28 protein-coding genes and 1 pseudogene are annotated in these 24,157 nt (G+C 69.6%); 17 read left to right on the forward strand and 12 right to left on the reverse strand.

Translation table 11 applies throughout. The annotated features are described in order from the left end of the window. The first annotated feature begins 44 nt into the window (after positions 1–44). Positions 45–1,049, forward strand: a complete 1,005-nt coding sequence (locus ACOCEP_RS13360; RefSeq protein ID WP_482337508.1) for a D-cysteine desulfhydrase family protein — start codon at positions 45–47, stop codon at positions 1,047–1,049. Positions 1,050–1,127: 78 nt separating this feature from the next. Here the strand turns inward: ACOCEP_RS13360 and ACOCEP_RS13365 are convergent. Further along, positions 1,128–1,679, reverse strand: a pseudogene (locus ACOCEP_RS13365) (DUF998 domain-containing protein); the annotation flags it as partial. A 53-nt stretch (positions 1,680–1,732) separates the two neighbouring features. Beyond that, positions 1,733–2,506 (reverse strand): protein phosphatase 2C domain-containing protein, encoded by a 774-nt coding sequence (locus ACOCEP_RS13370; protein WP_482337509.1) that lies wholly within the window; start codon positions 2,504–2,506, stop codon positions 1,733–1,735. A gap of 61 nt (positions 2,507–2,567) precedes the next feature. Between ACOCEP_RS13370 and ACOCEP_RS13375 the strand changes: the two genes are divergently transcribed. Continuing rightward, positions 2,568–2,777 carry a sigma factor-like helix-turn-helix DNA-binding protein gene (locus ACOCEP_RS13375; RefSeq protein WP_004559389.1) on the forward strand — a complete coding sequence of 70 codons (210 nt, stop codon included), beginning with the start codon at positions 2,568–2,570 and terminating at the stop codon, positions 2,775–2,777. Continuing rightward, positions 2,777–3,301 carry a Clp protease N-terminal domain-containing protein gene (locus ACOCEP_RS13380; protein ID WP_482337510.1) on the forward strand — a complete coding sequence of 175 codons (525 nt, stop codon included), beginning with the start codon at positions 2,777–2,779 and terminating at the stop codon, positions 3,299–3,301. The genes ACOCEP_RS13375 and ACOCEP_RS13380 overlap by 1 nt, the downstream gene beginning before the upstream one ends. Before the next feature lie 302 nt (positions 3,302–3,603). Here ACOCEP_RS13380 and yczE read toward each other — a convergent pair whose 3' ends face one another. Beyond that, a complete protein-coding gene (gene yczE / locus ACOCEP_RS13385; RefSeq protein ID WP_482337511.1) occupies positions 3,604–4,236 on the reverse strand; it encodes a membrane protein YczE in 633 nt (210 codons plus the stop codon). Positions 4,237–4,297: 61 nt separating this feature from the next. Between yczE and yczR the strand changes: the two genes are divergently transcribed. Then, the gene (yczR, locus tag ACOCEP_RS13390; protein ID WP_482337512.1) at positions 4,298–5,752 is read left to right on the forward strand and encodes a MocR-like transcription factor YczR; all 1,455 of its coding nucleotides are present in this window, start codon (positions 4,298–4,300) and stop codon (positions 5,750–5,752) included. 514 nt (positions 5,753–6,266) lie between these two features. Here yczR and ACOCEP_RS13395 read toward each other — a convergent pair. Next, positions 6,267–7,319, reverse strand: a complete 1,053-nt coding sequence (locus tag ACOCEP_RS13395) for a hypothetical protein (RefSeq protein ID WP_482337513.1) — start codon at positions 7,317–7,319, stop codon at positions 6,267–6,269. 365 nt (positions 7,320–7,684) lie between these two features. On the opposite strand from ACOCEP_RS13395, the gene ACOCEP_RS13400 reads away from it, so the two are divergent. Further along, on the forward strand, positions 7,685–8,158 hold the full coding sequence (locus ACOCEP_RS13400) for a sigma-70 family RNA polymerase sigma factor (RefSeq protein WP_482337514.1): 474 nt from the start codon (positions 7,685–7,687) through the stop codon (positions 8,156–8,158). A gap of 24 nt (positions 8,159–8,182) precedes the next feature. Here ACOCEP_RS13400 and ACOCEP_RS13405 read toward each other — a convergent pair whose 3' ends face one another. Further along, positions 8,183–9,346, reverse strand: a complete 1,164-nt coding sequence (locus tag ACOCEP_RS13405; RefSeq protein ID WP_482337515.1) for a pyridoxal phosphate-dependent aminotransferase — start codon at positions 9,344–9,346, stop codon at positions 8,183–8,185. A 29-nt stretch (positions 9,347–9,375) separates the two neighbouring features. On the opposite strand from ACOCEP_RS13405, the gene ACOCEP_RS13410 reads away from it, so the two are divergent. Next, on the forward strand, positions 9,376–10,674 hold the full coding sequence (locus ACOCEP_RS13410; protein WP_482337516.1) for a DUF445 domain-containing protein: 1,299 nt from the start codon (positions 9,376–9,378) through the stop codon (positions 10,672–10,674). A 414-nt stretch (positions 10,675–11,088) separates the two neighbouring features. Here ACOCEP_RS13410 and ACOCEP_RS13415 read toward each other — a convergent pair whose 3' ends face one another. Continuing rightward, positions 11,089–11,556, reverse strand: coding sequence for a CGNR zinc finger domain-containing protein (locus tag ACOCEP_RS13415; protein WP_482337517.1), 468 nt, complete (start codon positions 11,554–11,556; stop codon positions 11,089–11,091). A gap of 93 nt (positions 11,557–11,649) precedes the next feature. On the opposite strand from ACOCEP_RS13415, the gene ACOCEP_RS13420 reads away from it, so the two are divergent. Genes ACOCEP_RS13420 through ACOCEP_RS13430 form a run of 3 tightly spaced genes read left to right on the forward strand, consistent with a single transcriptional unit; the run spans position 11,650 to position 13,082 of the window. Next, positions 11,650–12,018 (forward strand): VOC family protein, encoded by a 369-nt coding sequence (locus ACOCEP_RS13420; protein ID WP_482337518.1) that lies wholly within the window; start codon positions 11,650–11,652, stop codon positions 12,016–12,018. A 33-nt stretch (positions 12,019–12,051) separates the two neighbouring features. Further along, entirely contained in the window at positions 12,052–12,423 is a 372-nt protein-coding gene (locus tag ACOCEP_RS13425) for a TFIIB-type zinc ribbon-containing protein (RefSeq protein WP_482337519.1), read from the forward strand. Between the two features lie 2 nt (positions 12,424–12,425). Beyond that, positions 12,426–13,082, forward strand: coding sequence for a P-loop nucleotide/nucleoside kinase family protein (locus ACOCEP_RS13430; RefSeq protein ID WP_482337520.1), 657 nt, complete (start codon positions 12,426–12,428; stop codon positions 13,080–13,082). Here the strand turns inward: ACOCEP_RS13430 and ACOCEP_RS13435 are convergent. Then, a complete protein-coding gene (locus ACOCEP_RS13435; protein ID WP_482337521.1) occupies positions 13,047–14,177 on the reverse strand; it encodes a methyltransferase domain-containing protein in 1,131 nt (376 codons plus the stop codon). The two genes, ACOCEP_RS13430 and ACOCEP_RS13435, sit on opposite strands and share 36 nt — an antisense overlap. 151 nt (positions 14,178–14,328) lie before the next feature. Between ACOCEP_RS13435 and ACOCEP_RS13440 the strand changes: the two genes are divergently transcribed. The 5 genes from ACOCEP_RS13440 (at position 14,329) to ACOCEP_RS13460 (ending at position 17,802) form a co-directional block, all read left to right on the forward strand. Then, entirely contained in the window at positions 14,329–14,736 is a 408-nt protein-coding gene (locus ACOCEP_RS13440) for a helix-turn-helix domain-containing protein (protein WP_482339708.1), read from the forward strand. Beyond that, positions 14,733–15,407, forward strand: coding sequence for a hypothetical protein (locus tag ACOCEP_RS13445; protein WP_482337522.1), 675 nt, complete (start codon positions 14,733–14,735; stop codon positions 15,405–15,407). The genes ACOCEP_RS13440 and ACOCEP_RS13445 overlap by 4 nt, the downstream gene beginning before the upstream one ends. Positions 15,408–15,491: 84 nt before the next feature. Next, complete coding sequence (locus ACOCEP_RS13450) at positions 15,492–15,785, forward strand: DUF2516 family protein (protein ID WP_482337523.1); 294 nt, start codon at positions 15,492–15,494, stop codon at positions 15,783–15,785. Between the two features lie 14 nt (positions 15,786–15,799). Then, on the forward strand, positions 15,800–16,354 hold the full coding sequence (locus tag ACOCEP_RS13455) for a YbaK/EbsC family protein (RefSeq protein WP_350572961.1): 555 nt from the start codon (positions 15,800–15,802) through the stop codon (positions 16,352–16,354). After that, positions 16,351–17,802: an aromatic amino acid lyase gene (locus ACOCEP_RS13460; RefSeq protein WP_482337524.1), complete on the forward strand. Its 1,452-nt coding sequence runs from the start codon at positions 16,351–16,353 to the stop codon at positions 17,800–17,802. The genes ACOCEP_RS13455 and ACOCEP_RS13460 overlap by 4 nt, the downstream gene beginning before the upstream one ends. On the opposite strand, the gene ACOCEP_RS13465 is transcribed toward ACOCEP_RS13460, so the two are convergent. Then, a complete protein-coding gene (locus ACOCEP_RS13465; RefSeq protein ID WP_482337525.1) occupies positions 17,741–18,457 on the reverse strand; it encodes an ABC transporter permease in 717 nt (238 codons plus the stop codon). The two genes, ACOCEP_RS13460 and ACOCEP_RS13465, sit on opposite strands and share 62 nt — an antisense overlap. Continuing rightward, positions 18,454–19,140, reverse strand: coding sequence for an ABC transporter permease (locus ACOCEP_RS13470; RefSeq protein ID WP_073846211.1), 687 nt, complete (start codon positions 19,138–19,140; stop codon positions 18,454–18,456). The genes ACOCEP_RS13465 and ACOCEP_RS13470 overlap by 4 nt, the downstream gene beginning before the upstream one ends. A 149-nt stretch (positions 19,141–19,289) precedes the next feature. On the opposite strand from ACOCEP_RS13470, the gene ACOCEP_RS13475 reads away from it, so the two are divergent. The 3 genes from ACOCEP_RS13475 to ACOCEP_RS13485 all read left to right on the forward strand — a co-directional run bounded on the left by ACOCEP_RS13475 (position 19,290) and on the right by ACOCEP_RS13485 (position 21,891). Further along, the gene (locus tag ACOCEP_RS13475) at positions 19,290–20,210 is read left to right on the forward strand and encodes an ABC transporter substrate-binding protein (RefSeq protein WP_482337526.1); all 921 of its coding nucleotides are present in this window, start codon (positions 19,290–19,292) and stop codon (positions 20,208–20,210) included. A gap of 148 nt (positions 20,211–20,358) precedes the next feature. After that, complete coding sequence (locus ACOCEP_RS13480) at positions 20,359–20,793, forward strand: SRPBCC family protein (protein WP_034310528.1); 435 nt, start codon at positions 20,359–20,361, stop codon at positions 20,791–20,793. Between the two features lie 99 nt (positions 20,794–20,892). Continuing rightward, positions 20,893–21,891 carry an NADP-dependent oxidoreductase gene (locus ACOCEP_RS13485; RefSeq protein WP_482337528.1) on the forward strand — a complete coding sequence of 333 codons (999 nt, stop codon included), beginning with the start codon at positions 20,893–20,895 and terminating at the stop codon, positions 21,889–21,891. Between the two features lie 80 nt (positions 21,892–21,971). On the opposite strand, the gene ACOCEP_RS13490 is transcribed toward ACOCEP_RS13485, so the two are convergent. The 3 genes from ACOCEP_RS13490 to ACOCEP_RS13500 are packed head-to-tail and all read right to left on the reverse strand — an operon-like array spanning position 21,972 to position 24,138. Further along, a complete protein-coding gene (locus ACOCEP_RS13490; protein WP_482337529.1) occupies positions 21,972–22,601 on the reverse strand; it encodes a pyridoxamine 5'-phosphate oxidase family protein in 630 nt (209 codons plus the stop codon). Between the two features lie 15 nt (positions 22,602–22,616). Next, positions 22,617–23,501 carry a formyltetrahydrofolate deformylase gene (purU, locus tag ACOCEP_RS13495; protein ID WP_482337530.1) on the reverse strand — a complete coding sequence of 295 codons (885 nt, stop codon included), beginning with the start codon at positions 23,499–23,501 and terminating at the stop codon, positions 22,617–22,619. Continuing rightward, the gene (locus tag ACOCEP_RS13500) at positions 23,479–24,138 is read right to left on the reverse strand and encodes a DedA family protein (RefSeq protein ID WP_482337531.1); all 660 of its coding nucleotides are present in this window, start codon (positions 24,136–24,138) and stop codon (positions 23,479–23,481) included. The genes purU and ACOCEP_RS13500 overlap by 23 nt, the downstream gene beginning before the upstream one ends. Positions 24,139–24,157: the final 19 nt, after the last annotated feature.

Here is a 24,157-nt window from a genome sequence, read left to right on the forward strand (position 1 = left end):
CGAACGATACCACCGAGTAGCTTCTATGTGGTTACGTGACGTTCATGAACCTCGATCGCTTTCCCCGCGTCGACCTCGGTGGCTATCCCACGCCGCTGCACCCGGCACCCCGGCTGGGGGAGGCGCTCGGCCTGCCGAACCTGCTGCTCAAACGGGACGACGTGCATCCGCTCGGGGCAGGCGGGAACAAACTGCGCAAACTCGAGTTCCTGCTCGGCGCGGCGATCGAGAACGGCGCCGACACGGTGATCACCTTCGGGGCGCTGCAGACCAACCACGGTCGGCAGACCGCCGCGGCCTGCGCGAAGCTCGGGCTGCGGTGCGAGCTCGTGCTGACTGCGAAGGTCCCTCGTGAAGGTGACGCGTACGAGCGGTCCGGCAACGTGTCCCTCGACCACCTCTTCGGCGCGAACGTGCACGTCTGCCGCGACGGCGAGGAGACCGGCAGGACCTACGAGCGGCTGATCACCGAGGCCGCGGCCGAGGGGCGCGAGGTGGCCACGTTCCCGGTCGGCGGTTCCGACGGCGTCGGCGCCCTCGGCTACGTGGCGGCGGCGCGGGAGCTCGCCGGGCAGCTCGGCGAGCTGGGCGTCACCAAGGCACGGCTGGTGGCCCCGCACGCCAGTGGCGGGACGTCCGCCGGGCTCGTCGTCGGAACGGCCGACCTCGAGTGGCTGACGCTGGACATCGCCTGCGTCAGCCATCCGGTTGACGAGGCCCTCGACAACCTGGCCGACCTCACCACCGCGGCCTCGGTGCTGCTGGGGAGCGAACCCCCGTCACTCGACGGCCTGCGTATCGACGACCGCGCGATCGGCCCCGGGTACGGGATCCCGACCGCCGGGACGTGGGACGCGGTGCGGCTTTTCGGCCGCTCGGAAGGGATCGCGCTCGATCCCGTGTACACCGGCAAGGTGGGCGCCGCGCTGGTCGAGTGGGCCGCCGAAGGCCATTTCGCGGCCGACGAGCACGTTGTCTTCCTGCATACGGGCGGTCTGCCCGGCCTGTACGGCTACGCCCCCGAATTCGCCGACGCGGTGCGCCGCTGACGCGACCTTCAGCATCCCGGCGATCAGGATCACGTGCGCCACCAGCGAAACCCGCTGCATGACCCCGACCGGCGCGATGTCGGTCAGCGTCTTGAAGAACGGTATGCCGGACAGGCGCACGAAGATGAAGCTGAGCCCGAAGACGATCAACCCGGCCGCGCTGCCCCAGGCCAGGCGGCCGACCAGCTTGGCCGCCGGCGTGCCGCGCAGGTTGTCGCGCAGGGTGAAACCGGCGGCGGGCAGGCTGAGGAACGCGATGAGGCACGCGTACAGGTGGATCTCGCCGCTGACCGGATCCGGGAATTCGGGGTAGCTCGCCGGGAAGATCGCGGCCGCCGCCAGGCCGAGCGACCACAGCACGAACAGCAGTTTCGTGGTGCGGCTGAGCGGGATACCGGCTGCGGCCAGCGCGCCGAGCGCGGTGAGCGAGCCGATGGAAAGGGAGAGCACGCTGGCGCCGAGCATGCCGGTGCCGCGGTCGACGTAGGCGTAGCTGGACAGCGTGTCGAACACCGGATCGCGTGAGCTGATCAGGTGGAGCACGACCATGGTGAACAGTGCCCAGCCGATGGCCGCGGCCGACGCGATCAGCCAGGGCTTGGTCCGCGATCTCTCCCCAGGGAACGTCATAGGTCCAGAGTGCTCGCGCGGACGCGGTTTTCCGATCCGGGAAGCCCCCGGTTTTACCCTGGGGATACCCCGAAGTCGACGAGTACCAGTAGCTGGTCATCGTGCCTTTTCGCGCGGGGCCAGCGCTCGCCGTCGGGGTCCTGTTTCTCCGCCGTGCGCACCGCGTCGAGGACGGCGTCCGGACCACGCTCCCGGCTGATGGCGAGCACCTCCGGCCAGCCGAACAGTTCGTACTCGTCGACACCGATCGCGACGCCGTCGGTGGCCAGCAGCAGGGCGTCGACCTCCGAACGCGGCCAGCTGCGGCGGACGGCCTCGGCGGCGGCCTTGGGTTCCGCTTCGGCGACCCAGAAGCCGCCCGGCGCGTTGCGTTTCGCGCGGACGTCGGCGCCGGTGCGGAGCTGGCCGCTTTCGCGCAGGGAGACCAGCCTGTCGTCGGTGAGCGGATCGGCGCCGGACGGGCCGAAGGCGACGATCGGGCTGTCGGCGAGCACCAGCCCGTCGACGGTGTCGTCCGTCCAGCGCGCGATGGCGACCGTGCTCGACGGCGATCGTCCCGGTTCGAGCCCTTCGCGGCGGGCGACGTCGGCGATCGACTCGGCCAGCAGCACCGCGAGATCGGCCTGGGGTTCGGCGGTCAGCGCCCGCGACAGGCTGTGCACGAGCAGGCTCGCGTACCAGCCGCCGGACGGCAGATCCGGCCGTGGCGCGGTCGCCCCGTCGAGCACCACCACGGCGTTGCCGAGGACGGCGACGTGGTCTTCGGTCGGGCGCGTCGATCCGTCCGCGCCTACTCCGTCCCTTTCCGCCACTGCGATTTCGACCATGTCCCGACCCTAACTGTCAACCGAGGTTGACGTGGGCGAGTTGTCAACGTAGGTTGACGTCATGACCGAAGCGACAGATCTGGCCGCGCGAGCCGGCGACCGCGATCCCCGGGTGGGATTGCGCGCCGTCGCCGCCTTGCGCCGGCTGTTGGAACAACTCGAGGCCGTGCAGGTCCGCAGCGCGCGGGTGCACGGCTGGTCCTGGCAGGAGATCGCGGCCGAGCTGGGGGTCAGCAGGCAAGCGGTGCACAAGAAGTACGGGAGGCATTGATGTTCGAGCGCTTCACCACCGAAGCCCGCGACGTGGTCGTCGGGGCTCAGCGCGTCGCCTCGGACGAGGCGTCCGGGAACGTCGACCCGCTGCACCTGCTGACGTCCCTCGCCCGGCACACCGGCGTGCTCGCCGCGCTGGGCTGCCCGGCGGACGAACTCGCCGACGACCTCCGCCGCGTCCGGCGGCGGGGCGGGATGAGCGACGCCGACGTCGAGGCGCTGAGCGGGTTCGGCATCGACGTCGAGCACATCGTCGAGCGGGTCGAGCAGACCCACGGTCCCGGCGCGCTGACCGGCGGACGGCGCGCCGGGCGCGGCCATCGGCCGTTCACGCCGGAGGCGAAGAAGGTGCTGGAGAAGAGCCTTCGCGAAGCCATCGACGTCGGAAGCAAGCGCATCGAAGGCGAGCATCTGCTGCTCGCGCTGACCGCCGTCCCCGGTGTCGCGGCCGACGTGCTCGCGCAGCGGGGGATCGACTACCTCGCCGTCCGCCGCCTGCTGGAACAACGGGAGGCCAGCTGAGGGGGAGGCGGGTCGCGAAAGCCACTTTCGGGACATCAGACGTCGCGAAAGTGGCCTTCGCGACACCCGCCGGCCTCGCCGTTCGGCGGCGACGTGAAGCCCCGCTTCGCGCAACTCGCGTGATCAGACGCGTAACTCACGTGATCGAAGGCGTAACTCGCGTGCTTGGACGCCGCACACGCGAGTTACGCCTCTGATCACGCGAGTTGCGCCTCCAAACACGCGAGTTGCGCCTCCAAACACGCGAGTTGCGCCTCCAAACACGCGAGTTGCGCCTCCAAACACGCGAGTTGCGCCTCCAATCACGGGTGGGCGCGCTCCCGCCAGACGACGTACGGCAGGAAAGCCTGCGTCAGCGGCCCGATCGCGAGCGCGTAGAGGACCGTGCCGACACCGACGGTGCCGCCGAGCAGCCAGCCGGCGGCCAGGACGGTGACCTCGATGAGCGTCCGGACCAGGCGGATCGACTTGCCCGTCCGGGCCGAGAGGCCGGTCATCAGCCCGTCGCGCGGGCCGGGGCCGAGCCGCGCGCCGACGTAGATCGCGGCGGCGAGACCGTTGAGCACGACCCCGGCGACCAGGTTGAAGATCTGCCAGCCGAGCACGTGCTGGTCGGGCAGGAAGACCCGCACGAGGTCGACGGTGAGCGAGATGACCACGACGTTCGCCACGGTGCCGATACCGGGCCGCTGCCGCAGCGGGATCCACAGCAGGAGCACCACCACCGACGCGATCGCGGTGACCGTGCCGAACGAGAGCCCGGTGATCTTCATCAGCCCTTCGTGGAGCACGTCCCACGGGTCGAGGCCGAGCCCGGACCTGGTCAGCATGGCCATGCTGCCGCCGTAGAGGGCGAGTCCGGCGACGAGCTGGATCGAGCGGCGGGTGGTGTCCTGGGAGATGCTGACCGGTCTGAGGTCGAATTTGAGTGCCACAAGACCACCATCGGGGGTAAGTGGCTACTTTGACCATGGCCAATCTGGAACAATTGGTCTTATGGAGCCGCTGATCCCGCTGACTGGACGCGTTTCAGGCTCGAAATTGGCCATTTTGTTGGGAAACTGGCGGCAGAGTGGTTCTCGCCACGGTGCCGCGGATCTGGCGGCCGCCGTCGAGCTGCTGGTCCTCGACGGCAGGCTTCCGCTCGGCACGAAACTCCCCGCCGAACGCGAGCTCGCCGACGCGCTGGAGGTCAGCCGCACGCTGATCGGTGCCGCGCTGGACAAACTGCGCGCCGACGGCCTGGTCGCCAGCCGTCGCGGGGCGGGTTCGTGGATCGCGTCCCCCGGCGGCCGGGGCCGGGAGACGGTCCTGCCGACCGGCGAGGACCTCATCGACCTCGCCCAGGCGTGCCCGCCCGCCATCACGGGCCTGGTCCCGGCCGTGGACGCCGCGCGCAAGGCGCTGGTCGACCACCTCGGCGAGAACGCCTATCAGGTCCGCGGCCTGCGGATCCTGCGTGAACGGATCGCCCGCCGCTACACCGAACGAGGGCTGCCGACCAACGCCGATCAGGTGATGGTCACCAACGGCGCGCATCACGCGTTCGTGCTGGTTCTGCGGATGCTGGCCGGTCCGGGCGACCGGGTGCTGGTCGAGCAGCCGACGTACCCGAACTCACTGGAGGCCGTCGGCGCCGCACACGCCATCCCGGTGCCGGTGCCGCTCGATCCGGCCACCGGCTGGGACATCGTCGGGATCGAGGCCGCGCTGCGGCAATCCGCGCCGAAGCTCGCGTACTTCGTCGCGGACTTCCAGAACCCGACCGGCCTGCGTATGGACGCCGACGGCCGTCAGCGTCTCGGGGCCGCGCTGACCCGCGCTCGCACCCCGGCGATCGTCGACGAGACGCTGGTCGAGCTGGACCACGAAGGCGATCCGGCCGACGGCCCGCCGCCGCTGGGCGCGTACCTGGGTGATCTCGGCATCACGATCGGCTCGTCGTCCAAATCGCATTGGGCGGGTCTGCGGCTCGGCTGGATCCGCGCCTCCGAAGACGTCATCGGCAGGCTGATCGCCGCCCGGTTCGCCGTCGACCTGGGGTCGCCGGTCTTCGAGCAGCTCGTCCTGGCCGAACTGCTCGACGACGGCGGGGCCGCGTTGGCGCATCGTCGTCAGGAGACGCTGGCGCTGCGTGACGCGTTGACCGGCGCGCTCAACTGGTACTGCCCGGAGTGGACGTTCACCGTGCCGGCCGGCGGGCTTTCGGTGTGGTGCCGGCTGCCGGAGCCGATGAGCACGCGGCTGGCCATCGCGGCGGCGGGCCACGGGGTGCAGGTGGCGCCGGGCTCGCGATTCGGTGTCCACGGTGGACTGGAGCGCTGGCTGCGGCTGCCGTACGCGCTTCCGGCCGACCGCCTTTTCGAGGCCGTGCGGCGCCTGGGCGCGGCCGCCGCCTCGATGGCCGCGACCCCCGCCGCGGCCGCCCCGGCGACCGTCCAGGTGACCTGACCCCACGCGTTTCGTCCTCTGGATGCGGTACTTGCACGCGCAACTACCGCATTTAGAGGACGAAACGCGGGCCGGAACGGAAATAGCCGGTGCGCCGGCGGGGCGGCCGATGCTCCAGGGAGGGCATCGGCGCCGCGCGACCAGCGCACCGGCTATCCGGCCCGCCCCGAGGCCGGAACCTCGGGACGGGCACCGCGGCGGTTACCCGGCACAGCCCCTCGACGTGCCGGGAACCGCCCGCGGTTCAGGCGGGCTTCGAGCTTGATCGGCTCCTGCTCGGCGCGGTGAGCAGAAGCCCCCGAAGTCCACCCGGTGCTGGTCCCGGCGCCGCAGGGGCAGCGCGGCGCCGGGGCCGGGATCCGAACCGGCCGGGCGCGGTCGGCCGTTCGGAAAGACAAAGGGGATGCCTGAAAGAGGGGCAGGCGAAAGCGGCTTGAGCCGGAGTGATCAGCAGACGTCGAAACCCGAAGTTGATCTTGGTTTGGACGTGGTTCTCCCCGGCGACCCGTTCAGGTCAGTCGGGGGAGGTGGCGGGAAGCGCGGCTTCCCTGCCGGTGCGCTCGCCTTCGTGGTCGCAGCCGGTTCCGATGAGCTTCAGCTGCGTGGCGGGCATTCCGGCGTCGAGCACGGCGAGCGGCCCGCGGCCGCCGCCGGAGTTGTCGTGGCCCGGCTGGGCGGTCGTCGTGGGCGCGATCGGGGCGACCGGGGCGCTCGGCAGGCCACCGCCGCCGCCCGAGCCGCCGCCGTCCGGGGACGCGTGCGTGTCGGATTCGGCGGGCGCGGCCGGAACGGGCTGGGCGTCGGTCTTGACCCGGACGGGCAGGGTGACGCGGTGGTTCTGGCTCGCCGTCGCCGGAGCGGGGCTCTCGGCGGGGGCGGCCGGACGCGGGGCCGGAGCGGCCGGCGCGGGCGCGTTCTCCGTGACGGCCTTGGCCGGGACGGCGATGGTGACCGAGCCGCCCGCCGACTCGCCGGAACCGCCGCCGAAGACGGGGTCGAGCATGTCGCCGGTGCCCGGCAGGATCACCGGGGCGCCCCCGGCGCAGCACGGACCCGGCGTGATGATCGGAGTGACGACCTGGTCGCCGATTCCGTCGACGACACCGACGACTCCGCCGACGGTCTGGACGACACCGCCGACCGTGTTCGTGACGACGTTCAGCACGCCGCCGACGAGGCCGCCGAGCAAGCCGGTGGACGCCTGGGTTTTCGCGGCCGGTTCCGGCGAAGAAACCGACTTTTCCTCCACAGTGGCCTCAGGCTCCTCGTGCACGACGGGAGCGGGCTCTTCTTGAGAGGTCGCAGCGGGTTTCGCGGTTTCGGTCGCGGTGGAGTCCGAATTGGACTCTTCGGACTCGGCAGGCTTTTCGGGGGTTTTCCCGGATCCGGATTCGTCCGCGGGCTGGACGACGGAGGTCTCCGGCGTCGCGGGTGGCTGTTCGTCGGCCGAAGCCGAGGTGCTCAGCACGGCGCCGAGGATCCAGCCGGTGAGCACGAGCCCGCCCGCGAAAAGGATTCGCTTCGGGGTGGTGAGGCCACCACGGCGCACGACTGCCGTACCACTCATGGCAATCACCACCGTCCGCGCCTGAAACCCACGTTTTCCGCGTGAGTTCGATCTTTCTTGGGGTCTCTTCCGGCCAGGTCGCAGTTCCCCCGGGGCTGCACCAGTTTTAGCACCGGAGGGGAGTGTTTCACTTCAGCCGCCGCCGATCCAGCCCGTTAGGCGGAACGACGCAACCGGCTCCGGTGCCTGGAGTACCGAAGTTGATCACTCTCGGTGTGTACCCGGCGGCCATCCGGGGAGGGGTGGAACTACTCAAATCCTCGGTGACCTGACCTTTTCCGGATCCCGGATGCGGTGTGTGCCGTCCAAGTCGCGTTCGGTGATCGGTTCGGCGAGCGCAAGCCGCTGGGAGGGGAAGGTCCGGGATGTGGGACGTGAACGCGCTGTCGGCGGCGGTGCTCAAGACGCTGAAGGCGTACCGGCTGAGCGAAGCCGACGCGCACGACGTCTGTCAGGACGCGTGGCTGGAACTGCTTCGCGCGCCCGGCGCACTACGCGACGAAGCGAAGCTCGCTGCTTGGCTGACGACCACCGCGCGACGCCGCGCTCTCCGGATGATCACCAGGAACAGGCGCGAAACGCCACGCCCGCTGCCCGGCGCGGAAACGACCCCGGAGGCCGAGGTCGTCCGCGCCGAACGTGACCGCGCGCTGTGGGCGGCGGTCGATCGCCTGCCGGACTCGCATCGGCGGATGATACGGCTGCTCGCGTACCGGCCGGAGCTGTCCTACGCCCAGCTCGCGAGGGAGCTGGGCATCAGTCCGGCCAGCGTCGGCAGGCTGCGAAGGCGGTGTCTGGACCGGCTCAGACGGGCACTCGAAAAGAGCGGCTGGGCGTGAACAGTGCCGTGAACATCGGACGAGTCACCCCAGTTTGCGCAATCGGGTGACCGCTTCGTCGATGACCTCGTTGCGTTTGCAGAACGCGAAACGCAGGAGGTGTTTCCACTCTTCCGGGTGATCGGTGAACACCTTTACGGGCACGGCCGCCACCCCCACCCGTTCGGGGAGCTCCCAGGCCAGTTCCGCGGCGTCCTCGAAACCGAGCGGCCGGACGTCGACGCAGACGAAGTACGTCCCGGCGGTCGGCCGGACCGCGAACCCGGCCTCCGCGAGACCCGCGGCGAGCCGGTCCCGTTTGCCCTGAAGACTCGTGCGCAGGTCCTCCGCCCACGGCAGTTCGTGATCCAGCGCGTGGGCGACGGCGGGCTGGAACGGACCGCCCGAGACGAACGTGATGAACTGCTTCGCCGCCTTCACCGCAGCGACCAGCTCGGGGCTCGCGCAGACCCAGCCGATCTTCCAGCCGGTGCAGTTGAACGTCTTGCCCGCGCTGGAGATCGACACGGTCCGGTCGCGCATGCCGGGAAAGGTCGCCAGCGGCAGATGCTCGGCGTCGTCGAAGACGAGGTGCTCGTACACCTCGTCGGTGATCGCGATCAGATCGTGGTCCACGCAGAGCGCGGCGACGGCTTCCAGCTCGGCGCGTGTGAACACCGTGCCCGTTGGGTTGTGCGGCGAGTTGATCAGGATCGCCCTGGTCCGGCCGGTCACCGCGGCGCGCAGGCCCTCGACGTCCAGCGCGAACCGGCCGTCGCGTTCCACCAGGCCGACGACCCGCCGCTCCGCGCCCGCCATGGCGACCGCGGCCGCGTACGAGTCGTAGTACGGCTCGATGACGATCACCTCGTCGCCCGCCTGGGTCAGCGCGATCAGCGACGCCGCGATGGCCTCGGTGGCGCCGGCGGTGACCAGGATCTCGGTGTCCCGGTCGTACTCGACGCCGTAGCGGAGCCGGTGCCGCGCGATCGCCGCGCGCAGCTCGGGACGCCCAGGGCCCGGCGGGTACTGGTTCGCACCCCCGAACAGCGCGTTCTTGGCGGCGTCGAGCATTCCGGCCGGTCCGTCGGTGTCGGGGAAACCCTGGCCGAGGTTGACGGCTTCGTGGCGGACGGCGAGTGCCGTCATCTCCGCGAAGATGGTCGACGTGAAGGGCTGGAGGCGGGGTACGAGGACAGGTTCGCGCACGATCAGCCATCCTCACGGACAATGGCGGTGTGGAGCAACTGACGCCCGCCAAGGTGACCCCAGCCGATCCGCCCGGTGGAACCGCCGCCGAGGAGGAGAAGCGCCGCGGCCTGCGCAAGATGAAGATGGTCGCGCTGTCGTTCCTGCTCGGCGCGACGGTGATCTTCCTGCTGACCAGCTGGGCCGAAGCCGCCGGCTGGCCCGCCTGGGTCGGCTACGTCCGCGCCGCCGCCGAAGCCGGGATGGTCGGCGCGCTCGCCGACTGGTTCGCCGTGACGGCGCTGTTCCGGCATCCGCTGCGGATCAAGATCCCGCACACCGCGATCATCCCGAACAAGAAGGACGCGCTGGGCAGCAGCCTCGGTGACTTCGTCGGCTCGAACTTCCTTTCCGAGACCGTGGTCCGCGAGAAGCTGAGCCGGGTCGAGGTTTCGAAGCGGCTCGGCGGCTGGCTCGCGCAGCCCGCCAACGCGGAGCGGGTGACGTCGGAGCTGGCCACCGTCGTGCGGGCGGCGGTCAAGGTGCTCCGCGACGAAGACGTCCAGGCGATCATGGAACAGGCCGTGGTCAAGCGGATCGTGGACAAGCCGTGGGGGCCGCCGCTCGGCAAGATCCTCGAAGGCGTGTTCGCCGACGGCGCGCACCACAAGCTGGTGGACCTGATGTGCGACCGTGCCTACGAATGGGTGCGGGACAACCACACGACGATGCTGCGCGTGGTCTCGGACCGGGCGCCGAGCTGGTCGCCGAAATTCGTCGACGAGATGCTCGCGGACAAGGTCTACGGCGAGGTGCTGTCGTTCGTCTGGGCGGTGAAGACCGACGTCAACCACCCCATGCGGCTGGCGCTGGACAAGTTCCTCGGCGAGTTCGCCCAGGACCTGCAGACCGACCCCGAGGTGATGGCGCGCGCCGAGCAGGTCAAATCCCAGATGCTGGGGCACGACGAGGTGCAGAAGCTGATCGGCTCGGCGTGGGCGACGGCGAAGGAGATGCTGCTCAACGCCGCCGAGGACCCGTCGAGCGAGCTGCGGCGCCGCGTGCGCACGGGCCTTGAAACCCTTGGCGAGCGGCTGGTCTCCGACGACCACATCCGGTCCAAAGTGGACACCTGGGTGGAGGGTGCGGCGGCCTACGTGGTCACGCACTACTCCAAGGAGATCACCACGATCATCACCGACACCGTGGAGCGCTGGGACGCCGAGGAGACCTCGCGCAAGATCGAGCTCCAGGTCGGCCGGGATCTGCAGTTCATCCGGATCAACGGCACGGTGGTCGGCGCGCTCGCCGGGCTGGTCATCTACACGGTCGCGCAGCTGCTCTTCTGAGTGGCCGCGCGTATACCACACTCCGGAGGCCTCACCGGGAGTTGTCCACAGGAAGTGGAGTCATCCCCAGGGTTATCCACAGCTTTTCACGTTTTTGGCCTAACGGTGTGCACAACCCCTGGGGGTAACTCGGGGGTGGGTGACACCAGAAGTTGTGGTCGTTCGGGTGCCTCGGTTTCCCCGGGGTTGGGGCGGCGCCGGGGGTTGCGAAAGTCACTTTCGCAACGCTGAGGGTTGCGAAAGTGGCTTTCGCAACCCTCTCTGTGGGTGACCCCGAAGCTCCGTCCTGCCTCCGCCTGGGGCTTTCGCGACGTCGCCGTGGGCTGAAAGGGCCCATCGCCGCATGCCACGCGACGAAAGCGTCCTTCGCCGCATCTCACGCGGTGAAGGACGCTTTCAGCACACACCGCGGGCTCAGGTCGAGACGTCCGCCGTCCGCGCCCGCCAGGCCCGAGCCTTCTCCCGGTTCCCGCAGGCCCGCATCGAGCACCACGTCCTCGACCGGTTGCGCGATTCGTCGTAGAACGCCCAAAGACAGTCGTCCGCCGGGCAGATCTTGAGCCGGATCCATTCGCCGAGCACGGTCAGCCGGGTCGACGCCGCCATCACCGCCTCGCAGACCGTTTCCGAGACCAGCAGCGGACCTTCCGGGCCGAGGACGATCTCCGCCGGTGCGCGCAGGCCGAGCCGGGGCAGCCGGGGGTCGCCGATCGCGGCCCGCAGCGCGTCCCGGGTTTCGCGCGCGACCGCCGGGGTATCCGCGCGAAGCCGATGATCCCGGGCCCAGTGTTGCCAGGACTCCAGATCGTCCAAGAGGTCGGTGCCGCGTTCGACGTTCACCGTGTTCAGAAACTCGACCACCAGGGACGCGTCGGTGTTCACCTCGCCCAGTGTACGGGCGAGACCGGTTGTCATCGGCCTCGATAACCTTCATACTCGCTTCACTGGTTACTCGATCATTCTGGAGGCTGAACCATGGGTGCGGTACCGACCTTCGGCGCGGTGGCCCTCGACTGCCTGGACCCGGTCGCGCTGGCGGAGTTCTACCGCGAGCTGCTCGACTGGAAGGCGGCCGAGGTCGCCGAAGACGGCCATTGGGTCACGCTGCGGAACCCGGAGGGCGGCGCGCGGTTCTCGTTCCAGCGCGTGCCCGACTACCGGCCGCCCGCCTGGCCGTCCGCCGAGAACCCGCAGCAGGCCCACGTCGACCTCGACGTCACCGACATGGAAGCCGCGCATGAGCGCGCGCTGAAGATCGGCGCGAAGCTGCTCGACGACTCGCCGGAGACCTTCCGCGTCTACGCGGATCCGGTCGGGCACCCGTTTTGTCTGTGTGCCTGCTGACCTCGGCCGGGAAAAATGCGTAATCTCTGATACGTGATTTGTCCGAAGTGCCAGAACGCCATGAAGACCGTCGACAAGAACGGCATCCACATCGACCAGTGCCAGGGGTGCCGCGGCATCTTCCTGGACCGGGGTGAGCTGGAAGCCATCGCCGGTGCCGAGAACTCGTACTACGGCGGGCACCAGCCGCCCCCGTACCAGGGAGGTGGACACGCGCCGGCCCCGCACTACGGACGGCCGGACTCCCCGCGTCCGCATCGTGGCGGCTACGCGGACTCGCCGAAGGGCTACCGAGGCGGTTACGCCGACTCGCCCAGGGGACACCGCGGCGGCTACGCGGACTCGCCGCACGGTTACGGCCACAAGCGTCGTAAGGGCGGCTTCCTCGAAGGCCTCTTCGACTGACCGTGGTCCTCGATCTCAAGATCTGCCCGGCCTGCGGTGATCGCGCCGAACGGCCACGAACCGAGAACGGGCTGCTGGTGTGCGCGGTGTGCGCGCACCAGTGGCCGTTCCGGCGTCTCCCGCTCTTCGCGCTGACCGGGCCGAGCGGCGCCGGCAAGTCGACGGTCGGGCCGCGGCTCGCGGAACGCCTCGGCGATCTCGCGCTCGTGGTCGAGCAGGACGTGTTGTGGACCGGGGCGTTGCGGGACGACGTCCCCGGGCATCCCGCGTTCCGCTCGACCTGGCTGCGGATGGCGGCGATGCTGCATCAGAACGGGCGGCCGGTCGTGCTCTGCGGCACCGTCGCGCCGCCCGAGTTCGAGCGCTTGCCCGAGCGCGTCTTCTTCTCCGACATCCACTACCTGGCGCTCGTCAGCGAGCCCGAAGCGCTGCGCAAGCGTTTGCTCGCGCGCCCCGCCTGGCGTGAGTGGGACGAGGAGCGGGTCGAGGAGATGCTGGAGTTCAACGAGTGGCTGCAGGCCGAAGCGCCCTCGATGGATCCGCCGGTCGAGTTGTTCGACACCACCCACCTCCCGGTGGACGACGCCGTCGATCACGTCGAGAAGTGGGTGCGACGCCTGCTTTCAGGGACGCAACGGCCAAGCGCGGCCGTCGGGTGAATCCAGCCAGATCACCTGGTCTTCGCCGTCGAGGCTGAGCCCGAACCGGTCCCGCCCCGGCTCACCGAGGCCGAGCCAGTCTTCGTGCGCCGCCTCGACGATCTCCCACAGCCGACGTGGGCCCCCTTCGGCCACCTCGAACCCGCCGCCCCGCTGCCGATGCCGCATCCATGAGCCGTCCGGATGAACCAGCGTCGTGCTCTGCCCTGCCCGCGCGGCCGTCACGCCGGGGAGGTGGAGCCCGGCGAAGAACTCGAAGCGGCTGCGGACTTCGGTGATCACTCCCATCGGCAGCTTGGTCGGCCGCCAGGAGACGTCGCCTTCGAGCGCCTTCGACGGCTTGAAGCGGTGCGCGCGCAGCGGCATGAAGCGTCCGTCGCGGGCCAGCACCCGCCCGCGTCCCGTCGCGCCTTCGCCCGCGACGATCCGGACCAGCCCGCCGCCGATCGGCCGGTTCAGCGTGGTGACGATCAGCCCGCCCGGGATCGTCTGCTCCAGCCACGCGGGCGGGATCGACGAAACCGAGCAGGTGCACAGGACCCGGTCGTAGAGCACGCCTGCCGGGAAGCCCTCGGCGCCGTCGGCCGCCGCGCACGAGGGCGCGTATCCGATCTCCGAGAGCCGTTCTCGCGCGGCGCCGACCAGCTCCGGGTCTATGTCCACTGTGTACACGAGCCCGGAACCGAGCCGATGGCACAGCAGGGCGGTGTTGTAGCCGGTGCCCGTGCCGATCTCCAGTACGCGATGCCCGTCGGCGACCCGGAGCTCTTCGAGCATGATCGCCATGATCGACGGCTGGCTGGACGAACTCGTCGGCGTTCCGGGCTGGGCGCCGAGATAGCGCGCCCGTTCCCAGAGCCCGGAGTCGTCGTCGAGCTGGACGACCAGCACATCGGGGGAGTACACCCGCCGGAGCCACTCGTCGTCGCCGCTTTCGACCGCGGCCCAGCCGTTCGCCGCCGGGACGAAGAACCGCGGCAGGAAGACGTGCCTCGGTACGGAGCGGAACGCGGTCATCCAGCGCGCGTCGTGCAGCACGCCCTCGGCGAGCAGATGCTCGACGAGGCGCCGCCGCAGCCGCGTCGCGTTCGACATCCCTCCACGGTAGCGGGGTGAGCACCACCACACCCGATGGTTGCAAGCAGAGTGCTTGCAATTGCTAGCACCCGGGCGTAGCGTTGAAGACGTCGCGAGGAGGTGACCGATGGCAGACATCGACCGGGATCAGCCCGCATCGGGTGGGCCGATGGAGAAGGTCGCGGACATCGCTTCCGACATCGGCGAGTACATCCGCCAGCAGCGCAGCAACGCGAAGATCTCCTTGCGGCAGCTGTCGAAACTCGCCGGCGTGTCCAATCCGTACCTGAGCCAGATCGAGCGCGGGGTCCGCAAGCCCAGCGCGGAGATCCTGCAGCAGATCGCCAAGGGCCTGCGCATCTCGGCCGAGGCGCTCTACGTGCAAGCGGGAATCCTCGATCTGCCCACGGGCGGCCCGGTCGGCGACGCGATCCGCGCCGACGCCGAGCTGACCGAGCGGCAGAAGCAGGTCCTGCTCGACGTCTACGAATCGTTCCGCCGAGAGAACGCCGCCGCGAAGCCAGAGCCGGCGGCGCCGACCCCAGAACAAGCCGCCGAATCCAAGGAGTCAGCATGACCACCGCCACGAAGAACGACCGCAAGCACACCGCCCTCGACCAGGTCCGCACGCCGCTGCTGGCCGCGCTGGGCGCCGGCAACCTGGCCGGCCAGGCCGTCGTCGACGCCGTGGCCAAGGCCAAGGAGAAGGTCGTCGAGGGCAGCGAGAGCGCCCGCAAGAACATCGAGGAGCTCCCGCACGACGTCGAGGGTCTCCGCGAGAAGCTGGACCCGGCCGAGCTGCGCAAGGTCATCGACGAGTACACCGAAGCCGCGCTGAAGCTGTACAACAAGCTGGCCGAGTCCGGCGAGCAGGCGTGGGACAAGATCGCCGCGCAGCCGCAGGTCAAGAAGGCCATCGAGCAGCTCGAAGACGCGATCAGCACCGCGCAGGACCGCGTCGAGGGTGCGACCACCGACGCCCGTGAGCGCATCGACACCGTGCTCGGCAAGGTCACCAAGGGCACCCGCTCCGTCGGCGAGAAGACCGCCCGCAAGGTGACCGAGGTCGCCGGCGAGATCGCCGACGAGGTCGAGGAGATCGGCGACGACCTCGCGCACGAGACCCGCTCGGCTTCGCGCAAGGTCGCCAACAAGACCGCGCCGAAGACCACGGCCACCGCGCGCCGCACCACCGCCGGCCCGGCCGCCAAGAAGCCGGCCACCGCGCCGAAGACCACCGAGAAGTAAGGTCCGCGTGAACTCCGGGCCCCCGGCGCCGCCTTCGGTGCCGGGGGCCCGGGTCATTCGCCCGGTTTGACGTAAGCTGAGTTCGTGTTCGTTGCCACCTGGATCCTCGTCGCCATCCATTGGGGCGGCGCGCTGACGGGGCTGTTCGCTTTCGTGCATGCGCTGTTGCAGCGCGCGGACGCGTATTCGGCCGCCGATCGGAAGACCAAACCCATCTGGATGCTCATCACCGGTGGGTCCACCGTGGTGCTGACGTTCTTCCAGTTCTACGGCGGCGGCATGATCCTGTGGCTGCCCGCGCTGGTCGCGGTCCTGGTCTACCTCGTGGACGTCCGCCCCAAGCTCATCGAGGTGCAGCGCGGCGGCCGTAACTGGTGATTAGGGTGGGCGGTGTGACTGACTGGACCATCGCCGGAAGCCTCACCGTCGTCCCCGCCCTCACCCGCACGGATCTGCTCGCCGAGCCCGTCGCGAAGGCGCTCGCCGCCCTGCCCGATCCGGACGCCGTCGGCGTCGTCGAGATCGACGCCGAGCTGGCCGACACCGCCGCCTTCTGCGAGGCGTACGGCTCCCCGCTTTCCGCGTCCGCGAACTGCGTCGTCGTCGCCGGCAAACGCGCCGGTGAGGTCCGCTTCGCCGCGGCGATGATCCTCGCCACCACCCGCGCCGACGTGAACGGCGTGATCAAACGCCGTCTCGACGTCCGCAAGGCGTCCTTCGCCCCGATGGACGAGGCCGTCTCGCTCACCGGAATGGAGTACGGCGGCATCACGCCGGTCGGCCTGCCCGCGGAGTGGCCGATCCTGATCGACCAGCGCGTCGCCGACGAACCCGAGCTGGTCATCGGCAGCGGTATCCGCGGCGGCAAGCTGCTGATCCCGGGCTCCGTCCTCGCGTCCCTGCCGGGTGCCGAGGTGATCGACGGGCTCGCGCGCCCCGTCGAGTGAGGCTGTCCACAAAGGACTTTCCGCTCGCCTCGGCCTTCGAGGCAGAGGTCCTCGAAATCGATCCCGCGTTGCTGGCGAGGCTCGGCGAGAATCGCGCCAGGGTCCTCGCCGCGCTGGACGAGCGCCCCGTCTACGGCGTGAACACCGGGATGGGGCGGCTCGCGGGCCTCGCCGCGCCCGCGTCGAGCGCGCACCAGCGGAACCTGCTGATCGGCCGGGCCGTCGGCGGCCCGCCTTGGCTCTCGGCCGAAGAGGTGCGCTGGCTGCTGCTGGTGCGCCTGCGGGATCTGCTCGCGCCGGAGGCGGGCGCGAGCCCGGAGCTGGTGACGTTCTTCGTCGACCGGCTGAACGAGGGGTTCACGCCCGCCGTGCCGCGGACGGGACTGGGCAGCGCCGGCGAGATCATCCCGCTGGCGCATGCCTTCCAGACCTTCCTCGGCGTCGGGACCGTGCTGGTGGACGGCGTCGAGACCCCGGCGGCGGAGGTGCTGGCGGAACCGTACGAGCCGGGCCTCAAGGAGGCCGCGACGCTCATTCAGGGTTCGCCACTGGCGGAGACGCTCGCCGCCTTCGCGCGGGCCGAGGTCCGGCAGGTGGCGGACCTCCAGACACTCGCCGCCGCGATCGCGATCGACGTTCTCGGTGCGCCGCAAGGGATTTATCGCCCCACGCTGGCCGGAGACGATCAGGTGCTGCGCTCGGTCCTGCGCGAAATGAACGGTCTGATCCGAGGTGCCGTCGAACGGCCGGTCGTGCAGGCGCCCGTTTCCGTGCGGGTGGCCCCGCGCGCGCTCGCTCATCTGACGCGGGTCTCCGCCGAACTGGACGAGGTGCTCGGGCGCTCGATGCCGACCGATTCGCCGGTGTTCCTCGACGGCGAATTCGTGTCCACGACCGGGTTCCACGCCGTCGAACTCGGGCTGCGGATGGACGCGGTGACGGCGGCGCTGGTGCATCTGGGCGAAGTGAGCGTGCAGCGGACGCACCGGTTGCTCGACGAGCGGTTCAGTGGCCTGCCCGCGCAGCTCGCGGTGGACCCTGGGCCGCAAGCGGGGCTGATCCCGTTGCACAAACGCGCGGTGGGGGAGCTGCACGCGCTGCGGCGGCTGGCCACGCCCGCGACCTTGGGTTCCGTCGACACATCCGGCGGGCAGGAGGACGTGCAGGCCTTCGCGTGGGCGGCGGGGAACCAGCTCCGTGACGCCTGTGCGCGGATGTTCGCCATCACGGCCTGCGAGCTGATCACGGGTTCGCAGGCGCGGTGGCTGGCGTCCGGGGACGGGGCGCCGAAGCTGCGCGCGACCTACGAGCGGCTGCGGGAGCTGGTACCGCCCGTCGAGGAGGATCGGGCCTTGGGGCCGGAGGTGACGGCTTTGGTTTCGGCGCTCAGGAACGGGTTTCCGCGCGGGACTGGATCGCCAGCCCGCGAGGGGTCACCCAACGCGTGACGAGCGCGAAAACCCCTTCGCACACCAACGCCAGCACGACGACCGCGATACCGCCCGCCAGGATCTCGCCGTGGCCGGGATCGCCGAGCGCGAAACCGTCCACAATGTACCGTCCGAGCCCGCCGCCGTCGTTGACGATCGCGCCGATCGCGACCGTCGCCACCAGTTGCAGGAACGCGACACGTGCACCCGCGAGGATGACCGGTGACGCGAGCGGCAACTCCAGGCGCAGCATGATCTGCCACTCGCGGTGGCCGGTGCCGCGCGCGGCGTCGACGGTTTCCTGCTCCAGCTGGATGACGCCCGCGTAGGTGTTGGTGAACAACGGCGGCAGCGCCAAGGCCACCAGCGCGAGCATCAACGGCCAGAAGGTCGTGTCGGCTTCGAGCCGGGAAGCCAGGAACCAGAACAGGATCACCAGCCCGAAGCTGGGGATCGCGCGGCCGATGTTCACCGCGCTGGTCGCGAGGAACTGCGCGCGGCGGTAGTGCGCCAGCCACAACGCGGGCGGGATCGTCAGCACGGCCGAAATCGCCAGCGCCAGCAAGGAGAACTGGAGATGCTCGACCGTCCGGTACGGCACACCCGCCGGATCGGTCCAGCTCCAGCGGTTCGGCTCGCCGAACCACTCGATGGTCTGGTCGATGATGCTCATCGCGACGCCGCCTTCCGCGACCACGGCGCGAGCGCGCGCCCACCGAGCCACAGCAGCAGATCCACCACCACGGCCAGCACCACGGAAAGCCCGACGCCGACGATGATCGACGTCGGATTCGGCGTCGCGGTCTGGATCCCGTTGCGGATGAAGTACCCGAGACCGCCCTTGCCGAGCATGGAGGTCACCGTCACGAGCCCGATCGTGGTCACCGCGGCGACCCGCAGACCCGCGATCACCACCGGCAGCGCGAGGGGGAGTTCGACCTGCCACAGCAACCGCGAACGGGTGAAACCCATGCCTATCGCGGCTTCGCGGACTTCCTTGGGCACCTGTTCGACGCCGGTGACGATGTTGCGGATGAGGATCAGCAACGTGTATGTCGCCAACGGGATCACCGCTGTGGTGAAGGACGTCAGGCCGGTGAAGGGCACCAGGACGGCGAAGGCGCCGAGGCTCGGGATGACGTACAGCGAACCCGCGGTGCTCAGCGCGATGACGTAGAACCACCGGCGACGCAGTGAGACCACGGAAACACCGATCGACACCACCAGCCCGATGGCGAGCGCCGCCGCGGTCAGCGTGATGTGCTCGCCGAGCCGCTCGAAGATCTCGTCGAGGTTGCGGTCCACCCACCGCCACTCGAAGAGCGGCCGTCCGCCCTGGGCGGGAACGGGGAACACGGAGGATGCTCGCACCGGCCGACCTTACCCCGTTCGGGGCGTCGGATTCCGTTCTCTGGGAGCGCAAGGGGTGCAACTCTCAAAATGTGGATTCTGTCGTGACCCGGGGATACGGTTCATTCCTCTGAACGAGTCATAGGAGTGTGCACGTGCGCTGGACACGGAATGTTCGAGTGGGCGCGGTGCTCGCCGCCGCCATCCTCGGTATGACCGCCTGTGGGGGCGGAGACGACGCGGCGGCCCCGGCCGCGCAGAGCAAGGGCGGGGCGCCGATCGTGGTCGCCTCCTTCAACTTCACCGACAGCCTGATCCTCGCCGAGCTGTACGCGAACGCGTTGGAGGCCAAGGGATATCCGATCACCCGCAAGCTGAACCTCGGTTCGCGCGAGCTGATCTACCCGGCGCTGAAATCCGGCGAACTCCAGTTCATCCCGGAATATCAGGGCGCCGCCATCACCACCGGCTTCGGCAAGGAGGCCGCGAAGGACGCGGCCGGCGAGCACGAGCAGCTCAAGAAGCTGTTCGAGCCCGACGGCATCGGTCTCCTGGACTACTCGCCCGCCGAGGACAAGAACACCTACATCGTGAAGGCCGACCTCGCCAAGGAGAAGGGCCTCGCGAAGATCAGCGACCTGTCCAAGGTCGACAACGTCGTCGTCGCGGGCGGGCCGGAGTGCGAGAAGCGGCTTCCCTGCTTCAAGGGCTTCACCGACGTCTACAAGCTGAAGGCCACGTTCCAGACCGTGCAGGAGGCGGGGCCGCGCGTCGAGCAGCTGCGGTCCGGCAAGGTCACCGTCATCCCGGTCGACTCGGTGAGCCCGCTCGTCGGCGACCCGCAGTTCGTGGCGCTGGAGGACGACCTCGGCATCGTGCCGACCGAGAACGTCGTGCCCGCGGTGAACAAGAAGGTCCTCGACGAACGCGGCGCCGACTTCGCGGCCGCCGTCAACGCCGTGAGCAAGGCCCTCGACACCGTGCAGCTGCGTGAGCTGAACAAGCGCGTCGACTCGGACGGCGAGAAGCCGGCCGACGTCGCGAAGGACTGGCTGAAGGAGAAGTCCCTCATCTAGGGCTGAAGTACGTGAAGGCCCCCTTCATTGCGCTAGACGCAGTGAAGGGGGCCTTCACGTACTCGCGCGAGAGGGGCCGCCCGCGCCGGCTGCGGACGGCGGTGGAATCGTGGACGCTGTCGTTGCACCACGGGTGAAAGGGAGTGGGATGGGAAAGGTCACGGCCATCGCGGAGCGCACCATCGAGGCGCCGGCGGACAAGGTCAGGGCGCTCGTCGCGGACTACGCCGAAACCCGGCCGAAGCTGCTCACCGAGCACTACCGCGACTACGAGGTGACCGAAGGCGGGGTCGGCGCGGGCACGAAGGCGCGCTGGAAGCTGCAGGCCACGTCGAAGCGAGTGCGTGACGTCGCCGCGACGGTGACCGAGCCGTCCGAAGGCACCCTCGTCGAGACCGACGCGAACTCCAGCATGGTCACCACCTGGACCGTCCGCGAGGTGCCGGACGGCAGCGTCGTCCGCATCGAGACCACCTGGGACGGCGCGGGCGGTATCGGCGGCTTCTTCGAGAAGACCTTCGCGCCAGGTGGCCTCAAGCGGATCTACGAGGGAGTGCTCGGCAAACTCGCCGAGGTCGTGTAGTCCTCGCCACAACCGGAATGGCCGCCCCGGTTCGCTCGTTGTACCCGGCGTGAATACGGGGCGATCGCCCCGCTTCGGCAACAGACTTGGAGTTACCTCGTGAACGCAACCGAGATCCGGCTCGCCTCCCGTCCGCACGGTGTCCCGACGCTGGAGAATTTCGAGATCGCCGACGTCGAGATCCCGGTGCCGGGCGAAGGGCAGATCCTGGTCCGCAACCAGGTGCTGAGCGTGGACCCGTACATGCGCGGCCGGATGAGCAGCGCGAAGTCCTACGCCGAACCGTACGAGGTCGGCAAGGTCATGCACGGCGGCGCCGTCGGTGAAGTGCTCGAGTCCACCGTGGACGATTTCAAGCCCGGTGACATCGTGCTGCACGGCCTCGGCTGGCGTTCGCACGCCGTCGTCGCCGCGAAGCACGCGGTCAAGGTCGACCCCGAAGCCGCGCCGGTCACCGCGTACCTCGGCGTCCTCGGTATGACCGGGCTCACCGCGTACGCCGGACTTCTCGAGGTCGCGGAGTTCAAGGAGGGCGACACCGTCTTCGTGTCCGGGGCGGCGGGCGCCGTCGGGTCCGTCGTCGGCCAGCTCGCGAAGCTGAAGGGCGCGAAGCGGGTCATCGGCAGCGCGGGCACGGACGAAAAGGTCAAGTGGCTGACCGACGAACTGGGCTTCGACGCGGCGTTCAACTACAAGGACGCCCCGGTCGTCGAGCAGCTGCGCGCGGCGGCGCCCGAAGGTATCGACGTGTACTTCGACAACGTCGGCGGCGAGCACCTCGAAGCCGCGATCGACTCGATCAACCTGCACGGCCGGATGGCGATCTGCGGGATGATCTCGGTCTACAACAACACCGAGCCCGCCGCGGCGCCGCGCAATCTCGCGTCGATCATCGCGAAGCGGTTCACCATGCGCGGCATGCTGGTCGGCGACCACTACGCGCTTCAGCCGCAGTTCGTGCAGGAGGTCGCTCCGCTGGTCGCCTCCGGGCGGCTGAAGTACTCGGAGACCATTGTGGACGGTATCCGCAACGCGCCGCAGGCCTTCCTGGACCTGTTGGGCGGGGCGAACACCGGCAAGATGCTGGTTCGCGTCTGACCCTGCCCCCACGCTGGATGTCATGAAAGGGTCGTTCAGGACATTTTTCGTCCTGAACGACCCTTTCATGACATCTGGGCTCAGTACTGCGTCGTGAGCGCGCCTTCGGTCAGCGCGGCATCGAGTGCCTCCGCCGACATGTCCAGCTTCATCTGGTCACGGAAGATCTGGCCCGCCGTCGGCAGGCTGGACCGCTCCGGCCAGGTTTCCGGCTTCCACAGCGACGAGCGCAGGAAAGCCTTGGCGCAGTGCATGTACAGCTCTTCGACCTCGACCAGGATCGCCAGCGCGGGCCGCTTCCCCTTGACCACGAGGTCGTCGAAGAACGGCGCGTCCGCGACCAGTTTCGCGCGGCCGTTGATCCGCAGTGTCTCGTTCATCCCCGGGATCAGGAACAGCAGCCCGGCGTGCGGGTTTTCGAGGATGTTGGTCTGGCTGTCGAGCAGCTTGTTGCCCGGGCGGTCCGCCAGCACCAGCGTCCTGTCGTCGAGCACCTTCACCGAACCGGCCGGGTCGCCCCGCGGGGACACGTCACAGGTTCCGTCCGACGACGCCGTCGCCAGCAGGTAGAACGGCGAGTGTTCGATCAGCGTGCGCGCGTGCTGGTCGAGGAAGGGGATGATCTTCCCCTTGGTGCGCTCGGCCGGGTGGCCGAGGTGCTCACGCAGCGCTTCGAGCGTCTCGATCGCCTTGATCTCTGAGGTCCCCATAGCGACAGTGAACCACTAGAACACGACAGTCCGGTTCCCGTGCACCAGCACGCGCCCCTCCAGATGCCACCGGAGCCCGCGCGCCAGCGTCACCTTCTCGATGTCGCGGCCCTTGCGGACCATGTCCTCGACGGAGTCGCCGTGATCGACCCGGATGACGTCCTGGTCGACGATCGGGCCGGCGTCGAGGTCCGCGGTGACGTAGTGGCAGGTCGCGCCGATGAGTTTCACCCCGCGCGCGTGAGCCTGGTGGTACGGCCGCGCGCCGACGAACGACGGCAGGAAGCTGTGGTGGATGTTGAGCGCCCGCCCGGCCCACGCCTCGCACAGCTCCGGCGGCAGGACCTGCATGAACCGGGCGAGGACGACCGCGTGCGGGTCGTGCTCGTCGACGAGTTTCCGCACCTCGGCGAAGGCGGACGCCTTGGTGGCGGCGTCACCGGCGGGGAACGGCACGTGGTGGAACGGGATGCCGTGGGCGCGGGTGATGTCGCCCAGCGAAGCATGGTTGCCGATGACGGCGGCGACGTCGACGTCCAGTTCGCCGGAGGCGACCCGGCCGAGGAGGTCGTAGAGGCAGTGCCCGGCCTTGGAGACGAGGATCACCGCGCGACGCCGCTCACCGCTGTCGCTGACCTGCCAGCTCGACTCGGCCGAAAGCGACTCCGCGACCTCGGCGAAGCGCGCGCGCAGCTCGGCCGCGTCGAACGGGAGCGAGTCGGCGCGGACGACCTGGCGGGTGAAGAACCAGCCGGTGTCGGGGTCCGTGTGGTACGCCGCTTCGACGATCCACCCGCCGTGTTCGGCGAGGAAACCCGAGATACGGGCGATGATGCCCGTGCGGTCCGGGCAGCCGAAGGAGATCACATAGCGACGTTCAGGGTTCGACACGGACCCCATTGTCGCTGGTCTCGGCCGCCGCGCGGCGCCGGGTCAGTATCCGGACGCGGACCCGCCGGCCGACCTCGATCGCCGCGACCAGCAGCAGGCCGAGCGCGAAGGACAGCAGTAGGCCCTTCTCCGGCTCGTCCGCGAAGGCCGCTCCGCCGACGAGACCGATGAGGACGCTGTACACCGCCCAAATACTCGCGCCGAGGGCGTCGAGCGGGACGAACTTGCGCGGCGGGTAGCCGAGACTGCCATTGGCGAGCCCGCTCGCGACCCGGCCTCCAGGCAGGTAGCGGGCGGCGAGGATCAGCAGGACGGCGTTGCGCCGCACCTGGATCTTCGCCCATTCGTAGCGCCGGACGCCGTCCGGTCCGCGCTGCAGGCGGGCGAGCGCTCGCGGGCCCGCGGCCGCGCCGACGGTGTAGCTCAGGCAGTCGCCCAGCCAGGCCCCGAGCGCGGCGACCAGCGCGAGCAGTGCCAGCTGGGGGAAGTCCGTGCCGATCAGGACGGCGACGGTGATGACGGTGGTCTCGCTCGGCATGAACGGCAGGAGCGCGTCCAAGCCGGACACGAGGAACACGATCACCCACAGCCAGGGCGATCCGAGCGTGCCCTCGAGCAGCCCGGTGACGTACTCCAGCAGTTCCACGGTTCCATGGTGATCACCG

The sequence above is a fragment of the Amycolatopsis sp. CA-211722 genome, from assembly GCF_056828465.1.

Bases quoted from the DNA above. Each gene is read 5' to 3' on its own strand.
- ACOCEP_RS13360 (WP_482337508.1), top strand. From the start codon at position 45: ATGAACCTCGATCGCTTTCCCCGCGTCGACCTCGGTGGCTATCCCACG.
- ACOCEP_RS13370 (WP_482337509.1), bottom strand. From the start codon at position 2,506: ATGGTCGAAATCGCAGTGGCGGAAAGGGACGGAGTAGGCGCGGACGGA.
- ACOCEP_RS13375 (WP_004559389.1), top strand. From the start codon at position 2,568: ATGACCGAAGCGACAGATCTGGCCGCGCGAGCCGGCGACCGCGATCCC.
- ACOCEP_RS13380 (WP_482337510.1), top strand. From the start codon at position 2,777: ATGTTCGAGCGCTTCACCACCGAAGCCCGCGACGTGGTCGTCGGGGCT.
- yczR (WP_482337512.1), top strand. From the start codon at position 4,298: ATGGAGCCGCTGATCCCGCTGACTGGACGCGTTTCAGGCTCGAAATTG.
- ACOCEP_RS13395 (WP_482337513.1), bottom strand. From the start codon at position 7,319: ATGAGTGGTACGGCAGTCGTGCGCCGTGGTGGCCTCACCACCCCGAAG.
- ACOCEP_RS13400 (WP_482337514.1), top strand. From the start codon at position 7,685: ATGTGGGACGTGAACGCGCTGTCGGCGGCGGTGCTCAAGACGCTGAAG.
- ACOCEP_RS13420 (WP_482337518.1), top strand. From the start codon at position 11,650: ATGGGTGCGGTACCGACCTTCGGCGCGGTGGCCCTCGACTGCCTGGAC.
- ACOCEP_RS13435 (WP_482337521.1), bottom strand. From the start codon at position 14,177: ATGTCGAACGCGACGCGGCTGCGGCGGCGCCTCGTCGAGCATCTGCTC.
- ACOCEP_RS13440 (WP_482339708.1), top strand. From the start codon at position 14,329: ATGGAGAAGGTCGCGGACATCGCTTCCGACATCGGCGAGTACATCCGC.
- ACOCEP_RS13445 (WP_482337522.1), top strand. From the start codon at position 14,733: ATGACCACCGCCACGAAGAACGACCGCAAGCACACCGCCCTCGACCAG.
- ACOCEP_RS13465 (WP_482337525.1), bottom strand. From the start codon at position 18,457: ATGAGCATCATCGACCAGACCATCGAGTGGTTCGGCGAGCCGAACCGC.
- ACOCEP_RS13480 (WP_034310528.1), top strand. From the start codon at position 20,359: ATGGGAAAGGTCACGGCCATCGCGGAGCGCACCATCGAGGCGCCGGCG.
- ACOCEP_RS13490 (WP_482337529.1), bottom strand. From the start codon at position 22,601: ATGGGGACCTCAGAGATCAAGGCGATCGAGACGCTCGAAGCGCTGCGT.
- purU (WP_482337530.1), bottom strand. From the start codon at position 23,501: ATGGGGTCCGTGTCGAACCCTGAACGTCGCTATGTGATCTCCTTCGGC.